This window comes from Chryseobacterium wanjuense, assembly GCF_900111495.1.
GTDB classification, from domain to species: Bacteria; Bacteroidota; Bacteroidia; order Flavobacteriales; family Weeksellaceae; genus Chryseobacterium; species Chryseobacterium wanjuense.
Map to the genome: position 1 here is coordinate 213,896 of NZ_FOIU01000003.1, position 17,043 is coordinate 230,938.

General features: G+C 36.6%; 11 protein-coding genes. 1 reads left to right on the top strand and 10 read right to left on the bottom strand.

Translation table 11 applies throughout. From position 1 onward, the window contains the following. Positions 1-486: 486 nt before the first annotated feature. Positions 487-1,125, top strand: coding sequence for a hypothetical protein (locus BMX24_RS17515; RefSeq protein WP_089795076.1), 639 nt, complete (start codon positions 487-489; stop codon positions 1,123-1,125). Positions 1,126-1,522: 397 nt separating this feature from the next. Here the strand turns inward: BMX24_RS17515 and BMX24_RS17520 are convergent, their stop codons facing one another. The 10 genes from BMX24_RS17520 to BMX24_RS17565 all read right to left on the bottom strand — a co-directional run bounded on the left by BMX24_RS17520 (position 1,523) and on the right by BMX24_RS17565 (position 16,922). Then, the gene (locus BMX24_RS17520; RefSeq protein WP_089795078.1) at positions 1,523-2,965 is read right to left on the bottom strand and encodes a hypothetical protein; all 1,443 of its coding nucleotides are present in this window, start codon (positions 2,963-2,965) and stop codon (positions 1,523-1,525) included. Positions 2,966-2,988: 23 nt separating this feature from the next. Beyond that, positions 2,989-3,900 carry a hypothetical protein gene (locus BMX24_RS17525; protein ID WP_089795080.1) on the bottom strand — a complete coding sequence of 304 codons (912 nt, stop codon included), beginning with the start codon at positions 3,898-3,900 and terminating at the stop codon, positions 2,989-2,991. A 659-nt stretch (positions 3,901-4,559) separates the two neighbouring features. Further along, entirely contained in the window at positions 4,560-5,645 is a 1,086-nt protein-coding gene (locus BMX24_RS17530; RefSeq protein ID WP_089795082.1) for a fatty acid desaturase family protein, read from the bottom strand. Positions 5,646-6,096: 451 nt separating this feature from the next. Further along, positions 6,097-6,933, bottom strand: a complete 837-nt coding sequence (locus BMX24_RS17535) for an SH3 domain-containing protein (RefSeq protein WP_089795083.1) — start codon at positions 6,931-6,933, stop codon at positions 6,097-6,099. 4 nt (positions 6,934-6,937) lie between these two features. Further along, complete coding sequence (gene prmA, locus BMX24_RS17540) at positions 6,938-7,765, bottom strand: 50S ribosomal protein L11 methyltransferase (RefSeq protein WP_089795085.1); 828 nt, start codon at positions 7,763-7,765, stop codon at positions 6,938-6,940. Between the two features lie 510 nt (positions 7,766-8,275). Continuing rightward, on the bottom strand, positions 8,276-8,989 hold the full coding sequence (locus tag BMX24_RS17545; protein WP_089795087.1) for a 3-ketoacyl-ACP reductase: 714 nt from the start codon (positions 8,987-8,989) through the stop codon (positions 8,276-8,278). Positions 8,990-9,574: 585 nt separating this feature from the next. After that, on the bottom strand, positions 9,575-11,152 hold the full coding sequence (locus BMX24_RS17550) for a calcineurin-like phosphoesterase C-terminal domain-containing protein (protein WP_089795089.1): 1,578 nt from the start codon (positions 11,150-11,152) through the stop codon (positions 9,575-9,577). A gap of 236 nt (positions 11,153-11,388) precedes the next feature. After that, positions 11,389-12,843 (bottom strand): SusD/RagB family nutrient-binding outer membrane lipoprotein, encoded by a 1,455-nt coding sequence (locus BMX24_RS17555; protein WP_089795091.1) that lies wholly within the window; start codon positions 12,841-12,843, stop codon positions 11,389-11,391. Between the two features lie 11 nt (positions 12,844-12,854). Next, a complete protein-coding gene (locus tag BMX24_RS17560; protein ID WP_089795093.1) occupies positions 12,855-15,830 on the bottom strand; it encodes a SusC/RagA family TonB-linked outer membrane protein in 2,976 nt (991 codons plus the stop codon). Between the two features lie 345 nt (positions 15,831-16,175). After that, positions 16,176-16,922 (bottom strand): glycerophosphodiester phosphodiesterase, encoded by a 747-nt coding sequence (locus BMX24_RS17565; protein WP_089795095.1) that lies wholly within the window; start codon positions 16,920-16,922, stop codon positions 16,176-16,178. Positions 16,923-17,043 lie beyond the last annotated feature (121 nt).

Consider the following 17,043-nt stretch of genomic DNA (forward strand, 5'->3'; position numbering starts at 1 on the left):
TCTGCTACAAATCGTAGAAAAAGTCTGATTTGAAAAAGAGGGGTATTGCCCAAACTGAAACAAAGGGGAAGGGCTTGTTGCTCATATAGGTAGTTAAACTACATATAAAAAGCTGGTTCAATTGTTAAAATGAGTCTTCACATTCTGGATAAAACCAGAGTTCCAAACATATATTTTTAATAATAAATTTAAATCAAATTTTGATGTGACACGTTTTGTCGTTACCCTATCTTTGACTTAAAATGCAAGAATAGTAAAATAGTATTTAAACTTGTGGCATCATAAAATTTTTTGTTATTTTTGTGCAATAAATCACTATTAAATGAATCAAATAGATAAAAATTACTTTAAATTCATCCTGATAGCTTCAATACTATTACTTATTATTTCAATCATAATTGAATTAAATATTTTTGTAATAACATCACTTATTTTAACAACTATATTATCATCTATTTTAACTTTTAAAAAAAATTAAAAAATTTTATGAAAAATTTATTTAAACTACACGGAGGATTTTATTTACTTTTAATTGCATTATGTTTCACTGTTGTGCAGTCTTGTAGTACAGATGAAAATGAAAATAACAACTCAGGTAGTATTGGAAAAACTCAAACTACACAATCTAGTAAAATTGGAGGTAGAGTTTTTGATTTGACATTTAGCATAGTAGAAAAGGATAATGTTATAAATTATGCTAATAATATGTCTGAAGAAGAAAAATTAGAATTTATTAAAGAATCAGAAAACTCAGGCTATAAATTAACTGCTAATGATGAATTTGTAGTTAATAGATTTGCTGAATACTACGTTAAGGATGATTTTGATACAGCTATCAAAAAATTACAAGAAGATATTTTAACTCTTGACTTAGATGATGCTGAATTTGCAAGATATAATCAATTTGTTAATGTAATGATTATAATGGAGCAACATGAAGTTGAAAAATCCACAACTGGAAAAATAAATAAAAGAGCTATTGGCTGTGCTGTAGCAGTGGCTGCAAATGCTGTTTCCACATTAGGTCTTTATGCTTGTGCTGTCCCAACTCCTGCACTACCAGCGGGATGTGGTGTAGCAATTGCGGGTAAGCTATTAAGCTATGCAGGGATGTTACTTTGCTAAAAACATTAATAAAAAAAAATTAATTTAAATAAGTGAGTAACGGTTGTTTCTTTTGAAGCAACCGTTTTTTAATTATTGAAACGTTTATATCTCTAAAAAAACAGCTAAATCTGAATCTATTTTTCAATCTTAATAAATCACTGAAAACCAATATTTTAACATGTACAATAACATTAATTTCATGTGTTACTGCAATATTCTGTTGATGAATAATACTTTAATGTATTTTAAAATAAACCATCTGAAATCCACTTATTAATTTAAATTTTACATATAATGGATATTTCAAAAGAAAAAGCCGTCCTTAATTGAACGGCTGTAAAGTGTTTTTAGAATCGTAACCTATTTAATAAATCCAAAAAGGAAATTATAAGCTTGAATGAGGATTAATAGTTTATTATCGCTGTCCTGTATCAGGAACCCAGACTATGTCTCCGGATGGGAATAGTTTTAAAAGCCAGTAGTCACCTGATCCCGCTGCATGGTTCAGATCGGTGACATCGCCATTGTTAGATGATCCCGAATCACTTAATAAAAGGTAACTGTTTTCACTGGATAATGGTAAAAGATAGGCGCCTGTCGTACCTTCGTTACCGTTACCTCCGTAAAGTTTTTGCTGAACTAAGTTTAATGAAGAATCAAGGTTAAAAACCCAGCTGTCATTACCGCCGTGGGAAATTACGCCTGTCAATGTTCCTGTATTGGATGATGCAGATCCTCCTGAAACAATGTATCCTCCATCTGAAGTCTGGTAAATCGAAGAAGGTGTATCAGAGCCCGTTCCTCCAAATACTTTTTGTGTGATCAGATTTCCGGTTGCATCCACCTTCATGATCCAAAAATCATTACCTCCAAAACCTACTATTCCTGTTAAAGAGCCTGTGTTTGAGCCAGCAGTTCTGATGGCCAGAATATATCCGTCATCGGAAGTTTGACGAGTATCCAAAATATAAGGATTGGCAGCCGCAGAAACTCCGAAACGTTTTATCCAAATCCTGTTTCCTAAAGCATCTGTTTTCATGATAAACGGATTAGGTCCCGCAAAGACCGGCAATCCCGTAAAATCGCCAACGGCTCCTGAGCTGGTGGTACCTGTCACTAAGTAACCGCCGTCATTTGTAGCAATAATACCTCCAAAAGAATCTTCATCTGTTCCGCCATATCTTTTTTGCCAGTTTATGGTTCCGTCTGTATTTAGTTTTACCAGCCATGCATCAGTTCCGAAAGCTCCACCTGTATATTTTGGGATTCCTGTAAGATCACCGTCAACTGAATACGAAACACCAGCAATAATATATCCGCCATCTGAAGCTATCGCAACTTTACTGGGTTCATCATTTCCTGAGCCGCCAACTAACCTTTGCCATTGGATATTTCCGGAAGCGTCCAATTTAGCAGCTAACAAATCTGTCTGTCCTCCATGAAAGGTAGTCCCCGGAATATTGGTAGATCCGGATCTGGTTACAACGATGCATCCTCCGTCTGGTGTTGCGGTGATGCTGGTTCCTAATTCGATCCCATTTCCGCCGACAAGTCTCTGCCAAGCTATTTTTCCTGTTGTGTCCCATTTTATGACCCAGTTATCCCTGTTACCACCATTAACCCCTGTAACATCTCCTGAAGCGGATGATTGAGAATCTCCTACTCCAAAATATCCTCCGTCAGCAGCCAGAGACAGGGCATGAGTTCTCGGGCTATCTATGCTGGCTCCCCCGTACAGAAAGCTAAAAGGGATATCAATCATAGGAATATAAGGTGTGCCTGCAGCCTGACCTTTGGCGTGTGCTGCCATTGCTCCCAGTAAAAATACAGGAAGAATTTTTTTTATATAAGCATTCATTTTTTTAACTATTTAAATTAAAATTAAACAGCTGTTGCTATATAAACATAAATCACCGTGCCTATCACTACAAGAGTATACAGTGTGTGGGTATTGGCTACTGTTGTTCGGTTATTTATATATCTTACGGTAAATCCGGTTGCTGTAAAAGTAGAAGTTCCGGCTGTTGCACCCCGTACTGATAATGTGTAAGTACCGCCATCTTTTACGTTTTGAAGCGTAAATGCTCCAGGATTAGCCGTCGTGTAGGCTAAATTACTCCTGGAAAAATCGATCGTTGTTGCCGCTGCAGCATTATAAGATACAGCATTGGTAGAGCTTCCGTTGACTTCCAGTTTTGATACGGGAGCTGCCACAGATCCTATACCTACATTTCCGGTTCCGCTTACGATAAGATTATTTCCGGCGGTTGCAATATCAGTCGCCTGAGAAAGTGTACCGCCCAAGCGAACATCAGTTCCTACGGCATTTAGGCCATTACTCGCCGTTGTTAGCGGAAAGGCGCTAGATCTGAAGCCTGAAAGTTCCCATGCTGATACAGCTCCCGTTAAACCCGTACTGATCAATTCTACACTTTGACCTGCCGGTACCGTTATACCGGCACTTCCGTTGATGGTTTCCGGAGCCGCAGAGTTGATGGTAACGGTAAAGGCTGTGTTATTTTTAACCGTATACATTCTCCCTTTAAAATTTCCTACTCCTGCTATTGCTGTGGGTAAGGTAAAAACAGAATTTGTGGTTCCGGTATAGGCAATATAAAAGTCAGAACTTGTCATCGCATAGGTGGAAGCTGAAACTGTTTTGTACTGTGCTGCCAACGAACCGTTGATGTCTAATGTTGAACCCGGGTTGGCAGTATTAAGACCGATGTTACCAGATTGCGCGCTAACAATTCCGAAGAAGGGCAATGTAAGGGTGAGTAAGAATTTTCTCATAGTAAAATTTTTAAGAGTTTAGTTATTTAATTTAGATGTTGGTTATTAATTAATATTTCATATTTATTTTCTTAATTAAAATTAAATGTGAAATAGCGGGGTATAGTCTTATAAACCTTATTGTTATTGGAAATTTAAGATTAAGTACAAAACCATCCTGGGCGTAAGGAGAAACTCAGTGCATAAATAAGAAATAAATGTTCTTTTCATTATGAATTATCCGGGTTATTATTTATTAAGTGTATTGGTTAATTATAAAAAGATGAGCAAAACAATCTTGTTGATTTTTTTCTTCTTGAATCACCATATAAACTAAAAAATCTTTCAATCAAATATCTAATTTGAGAAAAAGAAATCTATAATAGCACGTGTGTAAAAGTATTGTTTAATTCCTTTTATATCGTAAAAATTTTGTACAAAAAAACGTACCACTTTGTAGAAAAAAAACTACAAAAATTTATCCGTAATTAAATATTTTAGATTAGGGAAGAAGCGAATATTTTGAAGATGTGTTGATGACAATTGGACAAAAAAATAAGCCTTCTAAAACAGAGGCTTAAATATTATACGTATAAGATTAATTGGATAATTAATATTTATAATTCAATTTAAATCAGAATATTACATCTTTTTATTCACTTAAAAGTTCCAACCATATTTTAATTAACAGCTTCTTTACCAAACTTTTTCAGGGTTATAAAATGCGAGCGCAAAGCAGATAAAAAGCTTTTATTTTCAATATAAGGCAAATTGAACTCCATCGCAGTCTTCTTAACGATGACGGAAATCTTCCCATAATGTATGTGACAGACTTTAGGAAACAGGTGATGCTCGATCTGCCTGTTCAACCCACCAAGGAAAAATGCTGCGAGCTTATTGTGCGTGGCAAAATTCGCTGTTGTATGCATCTGATGCTCTGCCCAGGCTTCTTCTATCTGCCCGGATTCGTTAGGCACCGGAAAATTAGTTCCTTCCACAACGTGAGCCAGCTGAAAGACCAGTCCCATCGTCAAACCTTCAGCAATATGTAAAAGCAGAAAGCCTATCAGAAACTGCCACCAGCTTACATCAAGGATTAATAAAGGCAATACAATAAACAGAAAATAATACAGTCCTTTATAGGCGAATAAATTGAAATACTCCAACTTAGGATGTTTGCTCTGATGTGCCCCAATTTTTTTCTGGAAAAACTTCACATAATCCTTACGAAACACCCATGACAGGGAAGCCAGGCTATAAAGCGGGAAAGCATACCAATGCTGGTATCGTTGAATACGATTTACATGGTCTTCTTCAGCAATTCGAATCAATCCCGGCGCTACCTCAATATCCTCATCATGTCCGGGGATATTGGTATAGGTATGGTGAACCACATTGTGGGTGATGCTCCAAACGTATGGATTGGCACCGATCAGATTAAAAACAAATCCGAACACTTTATTCACTTTTTTATTTCCAGAAAGCGAGCCGTGTATAGCATCGTGACAAACATTGAACCCTACAAAAGCACTAAACATGCCCAATAACGCCGCAAGTGGCAAAAGCATCCAGGTAGGCAACAGCCCTGAAATGATTATAAGATAAATTCCGGTGAACCCTGTAAGGAAAAATATGGTCTTGCCCCACATATGAGCATTGGCATGCTGACTTAACTGATGCTGACTGAAAAACTGATCTACTCTACTCCTGACGGTTGCATAAAAATGAGACCCGGAAACTGATGAAAATTTTACTTTTTGTGACATAATATCATGTTTGATCTACCTGACGCGAACAAACAGATATACTAAAATCGGTGTTGGAATAAGGGAGAATATTTAGGTTTCCGGCACATTACCGGAATGTATATCAATATAACGAATTAATTCTTAATTTATTACATTTTATATAATATGAAGCAAAAAATATGCCAGTGAACCAGTACACTGAAATATGAAAAATATAATAACAAGATTTTCAATGAATATTTCATGCTTTATATTTATTTCAAAATTACAACCGGAGAATAATTGGAGTTAAATTTTTCGGTTAATGAATGTAAGACTCTTTTTTTCGCAGGAACAACCTAGGCGAAGTTAACATTTTGTAGATCTTTTTATTAAAGGTAATTGCCCTCAAAATACATTTATCATTTTCATAGACAAAATAAAAACCACCATAAATATACAATGGTTTACAAATTTATCTTAAAAAAAATTATTTTAATTGGTAAGAATTTCCATTCCAAAGATAGGTCTTCGAGGCACTTTTTTTCTTTTCCTTATCATTTTCATCCTTTTCCATTTCTTCCATTTTAAAAATAAAAGCATTCGGAATTCCACCTTTGTCATTGGGGAAAATAAATTCTTCGGTATGATAATAGACGTCAGCATCACCGACATTCATCAATTGAGGAAGCGCGATCAGTTTTTTATCTTTAAACAAAACATATTGATCATACCCTGCAACACCACAAGCTTCTCCTGAAACCGCTGCTTTTAAAGTAAATTCAACATTTTTAAGCTTATGATTACTCTCGATTGTAAATGACCCGAAATTCAAACTTTCGCCTGAACCCGTATCAAAAGAAACCTCATCAATCAACTTATTCCCTTCAACAACTTTTATGCTTGCTACATTTTGCCTAACATTCTGGTTAAACTGTTTATCCTTTCGGTCAACCGTTTTTGTTAATCCGAAAAGAAAATCATAGCCGTTTTTATTCCTGTAGCCTATCGCAAGATTTCCGCCCCAAACATAACCTTCGGATGTTTTATCACCTTTTTGATAGGATATTTTGTACCAATTGGCACTTCTTTCACCCAATTGTAAAACTTTTTCCTCTTTTTTAAGAATAAGAATCTGCTGATTGGTCTGCAAAGAATCCTGAATCGTAGAATTGATGTTCGGTTCTTGTCTTACTCTCGTCCAATCTGTGAAAATTTTCTGAGCTTTATTTTCTTCAAAATTAAAAATGCCATTAGCATATACCTCTTCCTGAGCAGAAAAAATCTGAATTATTAATAAAAATACAATCGTGAATAAGGATTTCATAGTATTATTTCTCAAGCAATAAGCTTACCCATTCTTCGCGTTGAAGCTGTTTTTTCAGTTCAAGTCCGTTTTCTTTGCAAACTTCTAAAATATCGTCTACATCAAAGAAACACAATCCTGAAAGCAGTAATTTTCCGCCTTCATTCAACACAGAAACATAGGTTGGGATGTCTGAAATCAGGATATTTCGGTTGATATTCGCTAAAATAATATCGTAATTTTCTTTTCCTAAGTTTTCTGCAGTTCCCAATTCGATATCTAATTCAACACTATTCCTTGTAGCATTTTCTTTTGAATTTTCAACTGACCATTCGTCAATGTCGATCGCTTTTGTATCTCCGGCTCCGATTTGTTTTGCATAAATTGCCAAAACTGAAGTTCCGCAACCCATATCCAAAACTTTTTTACCGTTGAAATCGATATCCATCATCTGCTGGATCATCAAATGCGTCGTCGGGTGATGCCCCGTTCCGAATGACATTTTTGGCTGAATGATAATTTCATGCATTCCCGGAACAGATTCATGGAATTCTGCTCTGATCAAAACTTTATCATCGATATTGATGGGTTCAAAATTCTTTTCCCATTCTTCGTTCCAGTTGATATTCGGCATTTCCTGAAAAGTGTATTCAATTTTTACTTCTTCATTCTGAAAAAGCGGAAGCGCCTTTAATTCTTCTTCATTAAATAAATCTTTCTGAATATATCCTAAAATACCTTCCAACTCTTCCGTGAAGCTGTCAAAACCTATCTCTATAAGCTCTGCCATCAATATATCACTCCAAGGCTGAAGCGGAGAAATTTTGAAATCGAATTCTAAATAATTTTGCATGTGAATAATTTGTTGCAAAAATAACGAATTAACATCACAATCTTATTAGTTAGTATTAGAGATGTCACATTGAGCGAAGTCGAAATGTTTTTTAGACGCAAAGGACACAAAGATTTATTAAAATTGACATACATATTTTCGTCCGCAAAGGCGTTCACATAACAAAGATTATACACAAAGTTTGTCATTGCGAGCAAAGCGAAGCAATCTCAAAACAAGCGAAAAATCTGTTAAATATTGCTGTAAGACTTTGTTTAGATGCTTTTAACATGACAAACCTTGCGTTTAATTGTCTAATATGCGAGATTGCTTCGTCGCTCCGCTCTTCGCAATGACAAACTAAAAAAGCGGGCTAAAGCCCGCTCCTATTGATGTTTGATGTTCTTAATTATAATCTGTTTGTATTACTTTATTAACTACCCCGTCTTTTTGTTTCACAAAAATCCACCCCTTCAAAGAAGGGGAATTTTAACGGCTCTAATACTAACTTCTAATTTCTAACTTCTTCTTTTACGGATTTGTAGAGAAAATAGAACCATTGGCAATTAATGCTCTTCTGTTCATTTTCAGAATATCCCTTACCCATTCTGCGAAATCTTCCGGTTGGAGTACTGTTTCGGGATTTCCGTCCGTCAAACCGCCTTGAATAGACATATCGGAAGCGATAGTACTTGGTGTCAAAGTAATAACACGGATGTTTTGCTTTCTCCATTCTGCCATCATCGATTGTGATAACGAAACGACCGCTGCTTTTGATGCGGCATACGCAGACATATTCGGCCCCCCTTTCAAACCGGCTGTTGATGCTACGTTGACGATATCTCCCTCCCCTTTTGCTTTCATGAAAGGATGAACAGCTTTTGCTGCGTAATACACCCCGAAAAGATTGGTTTTAATGACCTGTTCCCAAGTTTCAGAAGGCATTTCTTCGATGCTTCCGAAGTCGCCGATTCCTGCGTTGTTGATCAGGATATCAATTCCTCCCAATTGTTCTGCCAACGATTCGATTCCTGCTTTTACATGAATTTCATTATCCATACTGAAAACGGCATAAAATGCATTTACGCCAAGATCTTTGATTTCCTCAACCGTCATTTTAAGGTTTTCCTCGTTTCTGCCGGTGATTCCAATATTTACTCCTTCATTTGCCAACGCTAGAGCTACTGCTTTACCAAGACCTCTTCCTCCACCTGTAATGATGGCGTTTTTTCCGTTTATGTTCATTTTAATAGTATTTTTTACTTTGAACAAATTTACGAAAGGGATTTTTGATTAAACACTAATGGACACAAATGTTTTCACGAATAAACACAATTTTTAGATCTATCTTGTTTTAAGTTTTGGCTAAAGCCCTAATTGTGTATTTTGAATGAAAAGCGGGCTAAAGCCCACTCCTATTGATGATTTTTAAAAATGTTACAGATGCTTCTACAGGCTCAGCATGACAGCGTTGAGAGTAACAGGTAGCATTAGGAATGTCACACTGAGCCTGTCGAAGTGTTTTGCGCCTTAAAAATTATTAAAATTAAAAGCCTTTGTGCCTTTGCGATTTCCAACAAATAATATTAAAAATAGAAAAAAGTTTATTTAAATTAAAAAAATGAGCAACAAAAAGTCACATTCGGAGAAGTCATCATGCAACTTTCAGCATGACAGCGCTAATACTACCTATTTCTAATTGGTTTAAAATTCATTAGTGTAATTCGTGAAAACATTTGTGTCCATTAGTGTTTAGAAAAAATTTAGAAAAAAATAAAACCGACTCCTAAAGGAATCGGTTTCTTTGAAAGTATAGTAAAAAATGAAAAACTAAGGAATAAGAACCGGGTTTTGAACCTCGAATTCTTCTGATGTTGAGAACTGATTTCCATACATATCCGTCGCTCTTACCTCAACCTTATGTTTTCCTAAAGAAATTTTTCTTGGGAACGCGCCTGTCCAGGTGTGTTTCGACATTTCCGGGTTTGAAGGTCTTCTTCCAGGGAAAAGGTTTGGAGTAACATCCCATTTGAATACTGACATTACAAAATTTGGATCCAACGTTTCGTCGTATTCCATTGCTTCCCACTGACCGCCGTCTATGCTGTATTCTACCTTATCTTTTTTGCTTCCCATGAAGAAATTAGCTAAGATTTTTGCAGAAGTTCTTCCCGGAATTGCTTTAGGAACAAATAAACCGATCTGATAATCTTCCGGTTTTCCGGCTGTTTTGTATTTAACTTTATATTGATTATCATTAAAACTGATGAAAGAATATCCTTTTGCCGTACCGTCTCTCATGGTAGAAGTCGGTAATCCCGCATCATCTGCTGTTCCAGACCACCAGTCACCGCAAGTTGTTCCTGCATTAAATTCGTGAAGATCTTTCGAACCGTTCCAACCTGCCTGTTTTCCGTAGAAAATCTGTTGTTGGATGTGGGTGTGAGCCGATAAAATCAAAGCATTCTGGAAAGGAGTTAAATAATCAAATAACTTCTGACGGTCTGCATTTCTGAAATTATCTTCATTTTTATGTTCCAAAGGAATATGGAAAGACACGACAACCAATTTGCTTTTATCAACCAATTTCAAGTCATTTTCCACGAATTTCAACTGATCTTCACGGAATCCACCCCAGTATCCTTTTCCATCTCTCGGATCCGGATACAAAATATCATCCAAAATAATGAAGTGAACATTTCCGTAATTAAAAGAATAGTTTGCAGGTCCGAAATTGGATTCAAACGTTTCGTCTGAGAACAAATCTTCCTTTGCATCATAGTTCATATCGTGGTTACCCATGACGTTGTACCAAGGTAAACCAACTTCTTTCATTACATCTATATAAGGCTTTTGTAAACTTAAATTGTCACCAACCAAATCTCCCAAACTGATTCCCAGTACTGCATTTTTCTTGGTATTTTTAACCTCATTTACGATAGATCTTTTGAAATAATCCAATTCCTTTTCTGTGTAAGGTTGCGGATCTCCGAAAACCAAAATATCGAAGTTTTTGCTTTCGTTTTGCTTATTTAAGGCAAAATTTAATTCTTTCGGAAGTTCACCCGTTGGTGCTGTTCCTTTGTATTTAAAATCTGCAGGCGAACCTTTTGGTTTGTATTGATAATAATATTGAGGAAGGTTATTTCCATTTACGGGAGTCATATAACCTGAAGGCTTGATGACAAAAACCGTCTGATTTTCCTGGATTGGCAGGCTGTATCTTCCGCTTTTATCCGTTAAAACTACCTGTACTCCATTGGAAACGGCTACTCCTTCGATTCCTTTTTCGCGGTTTTCTTTCTTCTGATTTTTGTTGCTGTCTTCATACACATACCCTGAAACAGAAGCCTGTGAAAATGCCATCGCCGAAATTAACAGACACGGCATTAAAAATTTTATATTCATTTTGATTTATTATTTATTAAAAAATTAAGAGATTTAGAAATTCAGAAATTAGCTGGTTTGAACCTGAAAACAATCAATTTACAGTTAGTCTGTCATCCTGAAAGGATCTGAACTTTTTTAAATCTTTTTAATTTTAATATTATTGTTAAGATCCTTTCAGGATGACAGACTTGCGTATTAATTTCGTTTAAATTTCAGCTAAAGCCTGCTTTCCTCTTCGATCCTATTGATGAATTTTATGGTTTATTCCACCAAACTTTTACATTGATATCATCCCCACCCATTTGCTGAACTACCGTCTGATAATTTGACGTATTTAAAACTCTTGGATTCGGTGGATACATTAATCTTGATGGTAGATTTCCGTTGTTCAGAAGACCTCCGTTATTGGGAAGTACCGGGAAACCTGTTCTTCTTTTTTCAAACCACTGCTGCTGATCTACAAAGAATAAAGCCACATATTTCTGAAGCATGATTCTCTCTAAAGTCCCGTTGTAAGCCACATTTGCATTTGAAAAATAATTGGCAGGCATTGTAGCTCCCCATTGTTCGATCGTAGCTTTTACTCCGTTTTCGTAGTAAGTCTGGGCGCTTCCGGAAATAATTCCTTTGAAGGCTAATTCTGATAGGGTGAACTGAAGCTCAGCATAAGGATAAATTAAAATATTTAAAGGAGCTTTTGCCAAATTCTGGTTCATGTTGGAAGGCTGATAAGTAAATACCATTCCCGGATTGTATCCTGACGGAGCGCCTTTGTAACCGATATTTGTATTGGTTGCCAAATCTTTTGCCTGGCTAAAGAACATCGACATTCTAGGATCATTATTCGATTTCATTGTTTCAACTAAAAACGATGAAGCTGCCCTACTTGTCGTGAAATCCTGCGGTCTTGCGATCGGTGGAAGAAGAGGTGAAACCCCGGTAATATTTATTTTTGTGGTTTCTGCATTACTCTGGAAAATAGGGAAAGTTGTAGGGTTATTTACGATCTCCTGGATTCTTTCATTTACATTAATCTCTCCGTTTTTGCTTAAAATCCTTGTTAATAACCTTAATGAAAGTGAATTACAGAATTTTTTCCAGTTGGTAATTCCATTGGTATCGGTACCTGCATTGTAGAAAAGATCGGTTCCTGTTAACGGTTTTGTGGTAACGAAAAGAGAATTTGCTCTTTTCAGATCGTCCAATAACTGTACATAAATATCTTTCTGCTTATCAAATTTTGGCTGAGAAATCCCTTCATCCAATCTTGAAGCTTCAGTAAGCGGAATATCTCCGAAAGTATCTGTAAGATTTGAAGCAATCCATGCATTCATTACCAATGCGATGGCTTCGTAGTTTTTATCATTGCTTTTTACGGCCGCTCTTTTTAGATCGTAGATCTGTTTCAGCCATTTGTAATTGTTATTCCAAAAACCTGCACCTGTATTTTCTGTGATGTAATAGCGGCTTAATGAATTTCCTTCATTCGGAAAATCCAGAGAAACCTGCATGATATCGAAGGTGAAGTCATTTGCTCTCATATAGTTTACAGAAGCCATATTGTACTGAGCCGGAGCCAGAAAGCTTGAAACCTCAGGATCAAGGATTCTGCTGTTGTCTACATTCACCTCATCCATTGTTCTGTCGCAAGAAACGGAAGCAATCCCTAAACCTGCCAGAAGAAAATATTTTACTATTGATTTTTTCATGTCTTAAATAATTAGAATTTTACATTAAGTTGGAATCCTACAGTTCTTGCTGTCGGCAATTGTCCCATTTCCACACCTGGAGTGATGGTAGCATTATCTAAAGTCGCAGCTTCCGGATCAAACAATGGGAATTTCGTCCACATCCAAAGATTTTTTCCGAAAATTGCCAGCGTAAGATCTGTGATTTTTAATGGCTGCGTAACTGATTTAGGGAAAGAATAAGCGATTCTTGCATCTCTAAGCTTGACGAAAGAAGTATCGAAAGTATTCGTTTCAACGTTTGCTCTTCTCCAGTAATCTGCGTAATACGTAGGTACTGCAACCCCTTTGGTATTTGTAGAATATGACCCGTCTGCGTTTTGAACAACCCCCTGACCAACGATTAAACCATCCGGATTATCTCTACCGACTAAAGTATGTTCTAATTTTCCTTGCTCCGTCATTTTGTGATGAGACTGGGAATACGCCATACCTTTGTACTGACCGTCGAAAGAGAAGCTTACTGTTACGTTTTTAATTTTAAATTCGTTCTGAATTCCCGCTCTCCATTTCGGGAATGCATTTCCTACTTTCTTCATTGTGGTAGGTTTTGCCGTTAATCCATCCGATCCGAAAACAACCTGTCCGTCCGGAGAATACATCAATCCGTATCCGTACATATCACCGATTGATCCTCCCACCACTGCATTATAATATACAACTCCACCTACACTTGCCATTGTATACGGCTCACCGTGGAATTCTTCAGGAAGAGAAAGAATTTTATTCCTGTTCATCGACCAATTGGCAGAGACATTCCATGAGAAGTTTTTGTTTTTGATAGGATAAGCGTTCATCATCAATTCAACTCCTCTGTTTCTTACCTCTCCTGAGTTGATAACCCTTAAAGAATATCCTGTTTCCCACAATACAGGTACATTTCGAATAATCTGATCTACCGAATTACTTTGATAAACGGTTGCATTGAAAGTCAATCTGTTTTTAAATAAACTGAAATCCATCCCTCCTTCAATATTGGTAATCATCTCAGGTCTCAGATTCGGGTTGGCATATAAACTTGGCAGTTCTACAGATCCAGGGAATGAACTTACACTGTAATAATTTTCCAACTGGTAAGGTGCCGTATCATTTCCAATTCTCGACCATGATGCTCTCAGCTTCCACATATTCAGCTTATTGCTTTTAAGTCCGAAAATATCAGAAAGGATAAAAGATGAAGCGACTGATGGATAGAAATAAGAACGGTTCGCCTTTGGAAGCGTACTGCTCCAGTCGTTACGTGCTGTAAAATCTAAGAATATTTTTTCTTTATAATTTAAAGTTAATAAAGCATACAAACTGTTTACATATCTGTCATAAGGTTTCGGAATTTTGAAATCCTGAGCGACAGCATTCGTAAGGCTGTATACTCCCGGATTTTTAAGCCCGATGGCAAAATAATCCTGGGTTTTCTGTTCTTCATACTGAGAACTCGCTCCTCCAGTCGCCGTAAGGTTAATGCTACCGATTGCAGTTTTATAATTGACCATTAAATCATTATTAAAATTAAATCCGTCAATATATTGCTCACGATAATATCCCTTTAAATAATTGGCAGAGCTCCAAGGTCTTTTCTGGGTACGCAATTCGTCATTCCAAACCATTCCTGATCTTAGTAAAACATCAAAATGTTTATCGATCTGGTAATTTAAGCTTACATTTCCCGTGATGTTTTTCTTGTTTAAACTATTGGTCATTTCATAGGCAATCAGATAAGGATTATCGATATACGAACTGAATGGGTGAATCTGATCCACCTGCTCCTGCCCCGGCTTCCAGATCGGTCTGTACCACTCCAAATCTACGTTCGGATTCTGGAAAATCATGAAATAGGAAATAGACTGGTTGTTGTATCCCGTTGCCGGAAGATTGTCACTTTTTGTCTGGCTGTATGATAATTTTACGTTTGCCTTTAATTTTGAACTCAATTTATGGTCTACCGATACTGCTGCGTTCCATCTTTCCAGTCCTGTATTTGGCATCATCCATTCGTTGTTCAGATAGGTAAGAGATGTTCTGTATGATGTTTTATCGTTAGAACCCTCGATAGAGATATTGTTGGAATAAGTCGATCCTGTCTGCCAGAAATCTTTAATATTGTTTTTGTAAGGTCTCCAAAGCTGTCTTTCTTTACTCTGTCCGTTTACCGTAGGATCGTATTGATAATAATACTGCCCGTCAAACTTCGGCCCGAAAGCACTACTCGTTCCTCCCGTACTTACACCGTCTACCGAAGCTCCGTAAGAATAGTAGTAATTCCCGTTTTTGTCTTTGGTCATTGTTCCCTGTCCGTATTGGTACTGCCAATCCGGCCATTTTAATACAGAATCGAAACTTGTGTAAGAATTGAGTGAAACCTGAAGCTTACCATCTTTATTCTTCCCGGATTTTGTAGTGATCATTACTGCTCCCTTAGCTCCTCTGGAACCGTATAAAGCCGCTGCAGTAGGTCCTTTAAGAACTGTGATGCTTTCAATATCATCCGGGTTGATGCTGTTCAGATCATTCCCGTAATCAATCGGAACGTCACCTCCGGAACCCGCTCCATAAGCCGGTGTTCCTGATCCTACGGTTCTTCCGTTCATCGGTACGCCGTCTACTACAATAAGAGCCTGGTCTTCGAAACCGTTCATTGATACATCTCCTCTCAGAGTAATTCTGGCACTGGCCAACGGTCCTGCTCCAGCAGTCTGAATTTTCAATCCCGCTACTTTACCTTCCAGAGCACCTGTCCAGTTATTGTTTTGGGTTCTGAGAAGCTGTTCAGAATCGATTGTTTCAGTAGAGTATCCCAACGCTTTATTTTGCCTTTTGATTCCTAGCGCCGTTACTACTACCTCGTCGATGTTTTTGATGGTGTCTTTTTTAGCTTTCTGCTGAGCCGTCAGATTGACACTGACTAATCCTAACAGTGACAAAACCAACAACTTTTGTGTCTCTTTACGCATATCCTTTTTTGTTTGCGCAAAATTAAAACTACATTATGGCTACGGCTTTAACAACGTTTTAACATTTATTAAATAATTATTAAACACTATATGAATTAAATTTTAACAAAAATGTATACAGTTTTGGTTAACAGCAGGTTAAAAAAATTAAGGATTATTAATATGTAAGCTTAAATTTATTTACCTAACTTTATTGTCTTTTCCTGATAAAATAAAAATATTCCGGCTTATAGAGCAGTTTTTCAATGGCTTAAAAATTTTAATTCTCTTTAAGCAATGGTTAAACAAAACAGTCCGCCTCAGAAAGAGACAGACTGTATGATAAGGTTAATATTGATGTAAAAATTACTTATTCTTAAGCTGATCCGGAATATTGGTTGTAATAAATCCGATCCCTTGATTTTTCAGCTCTTCATAGATGGCTACGTCATTTACCGTCCATGCATTTGTGATTAATCCCAAAGCTTTTGCATCGGCAATCCAGGTTGGATTTTTCTGGAAAATGCTGTAATGATAGTCGATACCGTCTAATCCTTCATCCTTGATCTGCTGAGGAGATAACTCCCCTTTCAAATACTGAACTTTGTAAGTAGGCTCCAGCTTTTTGATTTCCTTGCAGATATTTAAGCTGAAAGAAATGAATTCACATTGAGACTCCAGCTTCATGTCTTTAATCATTTTGATCGTTTTTGCCGTCAGCTCATCTTCTTTTTCTTTGGTTTTATCAGGCTTTATTTCAACAATCAGTTTTAATGATTTGTCTTTTTTTCCTTGTTTTAAATAATCTTTCAGTGTCGGAAAATCTTCACCGTTTGGTAATTTTACTTTTTTCAGCTCTTTAAAGTCTGTTTCAGCAATTTCCATTTTTGCGTGATGTTCATCGTGATTCACGACCAACACCCCGTCTTTTGTCATTCTGACATCAAATTCAGAACCGTAAATTTTCAAATTCTGAGCATTTTCCAATGATTTCAGAGAGTTTTCCGTAGTCGGAGGTTGAGACTGAAAATAGCCTCTGTGCGCGATAATCTGGGTTTGTGCCTTCATTAAAACTGTACTTAAAACTGCTAACCCTAAGATAAAATTTTTCATAATATGAATGTATTATTTATTAAAAGTAATTAAATTAATGTAAATGGTCAATTTTGCTTTGCAAGTCAATTGTCAATAAAATGCTTAACAGCAAAATAAATTCATCATTGACCATTCACAT